Below are 2,398 nucleotides of genomic sequence, written 5' to 3'. Positions count from 1 at the left end.
TCAAAGCCATGCAGATGCCCGAGGATGAGGCTCGCGCCAAACTGCTGAAGATCGCTGGGGCACCGCGCTTCGGCAAACCGGAGAACATCGCGGACATCGTTGCGTTTCTGGCCAGCCCGCGGGCTGAATATATCCATGGCGCATTGGTTGATGTGGACGGCGGGCGTACGCGCGGATTGTAGGATTTTACTTTATGACGCGGGAGATTAGCATGATGGACGGAGAAAGCGGCAACGAAAGGCTGGCAGCATTCGACGGGGAGTTAGCCGGGGTCAACATGACCGGTCAGTGGAAGTTCGAGGCTTTGTTGCAGAAAGCCATTGGCGGTCCCGCTCCAGCCGGTATTCCCTTCAAGTGGTCGTGGGAAACGATCAGCGCAATGCTCGACAAGAGCTGTGAAGCGTTGAAGGAAACCACCACTGTCCGGCGCACACTGTCCTTTTCAAATCCTGCCTTGCCCGTAGGTTCTACTCATGCGTTGCTCGGGGCTGTTCAAATGGTTCTGCCCGGAGAGGTGGAATGGACGCATAGCCACGCGATCTCGGCCCTCCGTTTCGTCATTGACGGGGTGGATGGGCTGTCGACGGTCGTCGATGGTGAGCACTTGCCTATGGCAAAACATGATCTGATTCTAACACCGGCATGGGCAAAGCATGATCATCACAATGATGGTGACAGGCCCGGCGTGTGGCTGGATGTGCTTGATCTGCCGATTGTTGCTGGATTGAAGCAGGTCTCTTACCGCGTCCCGAATACTAAATCGCAGGAACTGGATGGGCGCCCCCGGGCCGATGGGGATAGCCGCTCGCATTTTCTGAGGCGACGAGGCATCGTATCGACCGCTGGCAGCCCGCCGCTGCGTTTCCCGTGGGCTGAAACCGAGGCAGAACTACTGCGCCAAGCCTCGCAAGGAGTCGATCCTTGTGATGGCGTGATGCTGGAATATTTCGATCCGTTCACAGGTGAATCGGTTTTGCCGACGCTTAGCTGCAACGTACAATTGCTTCCCGCTGGATTCACGAGTGTCGAACATCGCAAGACCGCCAGCTCTCTTTGCTATGTCATGGAGGGAAGTGGAACGACCAGCATCGAAGGTCACTCCGATATAGAGTGGCAAGAACGCGACGTCTTTGTGTTGCCCAACTGGGTCTGGCACGCGCATCGCAATCGGTCCACCGACGAAAGAGCACTCTTGTTCGTGGTGACCGAAGCTGCTCTGCTCCGGACCATGGGTATCGACCGATCCGAACGGCGTTAGGGGCCATTGGAGGAATAGAGTTTCATCGAAAAAGGTGACTGCGTCACAAGCGATGTTGCTTTGCTCCTTCGGCTTCATTTGTCACCTGATTTGAAGCGGGTCTTTTGGACTCGTCCCTCAGGATGAGCTCAACAATCATTGAAGCAGGGGCAAAAATAAGAATCTGCCCCAATGCCGCAATAGTGTGCGGCGTTGGGCCACACCGCTACAGATTACGCCAAAGCCCACCCTACTATGATTCCGATGGTGGGTTCAACCTGTCACATTTGAGAACCGAACGCGCTATCCAGTTCCCAGAATACGCCCGCCAATACGCCAAACCTCGTTCTCCTTCCAGCTTTGCGCCCGACACGAGCGAAATCATCGGGGCGTGGGAGAACCATGCCGTGACCATGCTGAAAATGGTCCAGAAAAGCGCGTCTGGCTCCACATCAGCGCGGAAAGTGCCATCATCCTGTCCTCGCTTTATGATGTCTTCCAAAATAATGATCGCGCCTTGCAGCAGGGAGGCAAGCGAGCCACGTTTCGCCACATGGGAAAACCCATGCTGGGCTTCATCCATCGTCATCTGAATGATCTGAGGTCGACGAATATAGTCGGAAAATATATTATCTATATATGCCCTCAAAGCCTCCTCGGGCTCGAGATCATTCAGGTTAGGCTCGTTGCTAAAAGCACTTGTCTGTGCCGCTGCCTCTTCGAGTATTGTAGCATATAGCTCTGCTTTACTATCATAATAATAGTATAAGAGCTGTTTGGAAACCTTAGCCTTGCGGGCAATGCCCTCGACGGTGGCGCGGTCAAAGCCATATTTGGCGAAGTCCTCTCGAGCTGCTCGCTGGATATCGCAGATCGTATCGGACGTCGACGGCCGTCGTCCAAGCCCCTTGGGCTCCGCACAGGCTAACTGTTCGTCAAAGCGGGAACTGCCCAAACGCTCTCTCCCCTGATGCTCGCGATCACCCTGAACGGGCGTCAAATTATTGCGATTGGCCATAGCTGGATAGCGTCCTAACCCGTCTTATTCATGAGACCGCCGCTCCGAGGTTTTGTGGGCTGGGTTCGTTGTTGACGGCGTAGTCTGGACGAGCGCCTCCGCTGGTGATTTTCACCACGACGGGAGCAAGGGGCTTTTTGAGG

General features: G+C 55.1%; 3 protein-coding genes. 2 read left to right on the top strand and 1 reads right to left on the bottom strand.

Going from position 1 to position 2,398, the window contains the following annotated elements; translation table 11 throughout:
• On the top strand, positions 1–182 hold a 182-nt coding region (locus QMG56_RS23110), incomplete at its 5' end, for an SDR family oxidoreductase (protein ID WP_281825242.1).
• A gap of 29 nt (positions 183–211) precedes the next feature.
• A complete protein-coding gene (locus QMG56_RS23105; protein ID WP_281825240.1) occupies positions 212–1,258 on the top strand; it encodes a cupin domain-containing protein in 1,047 nt (348 codons plus the stop codon).
• A 232-nt stretch (positions 1,259–1,490) separates the two neighbouring features.
• Here QMG56_RS23105 and QMG56_RS23100 read toward each other — a convergent pair whose 3' ends face one another.
• Positions 1,491–2,255 carry a TetR/AcrR family transcriptional regulator gene (locus tag QMG56_RS23100; protein ID WP_281825239.1) on the bottom strand — a complete coding sequence of 255 codons (765 nt, stop codon included), beginning with the start codon at positions 2,253–2,255 and terminating at the stop codon, positions 1,491–1,493.
• Positions 2,256–2,398: the final 143 nt, after the last annotated feature.

The sequence above is a fragment of the Sphingobium sp. BS19 genome (genome assembly GCF_027925545.1).
Lineage (GTDB): Bacteria > Pseudomonadota > Alphaproteobacteria > Sphingomonadales > Sphingomonadaceae > Sphingobium.
Note: the sequence above shows the minus strand (reverse complement) of the source record. Positions and strands in the feature narration are given on the sequence as shown.

Coding starts and splice junctions, on each gene's coding strand:
- QMG56_RS23100 (WP_281825239.1), bottom strand. CDS start 2,255: ATGGCCAATCGCAATAATTTGACGCCCGTTCAGGGTGATCGCGAGCAT.
- QMG56_RS23105 (WP_281825240.1), top strand. CDS start 212: ATGATGGACGGAGAAAGCGGCAACGAAAGGCTGGCAGCATTCGACGGG.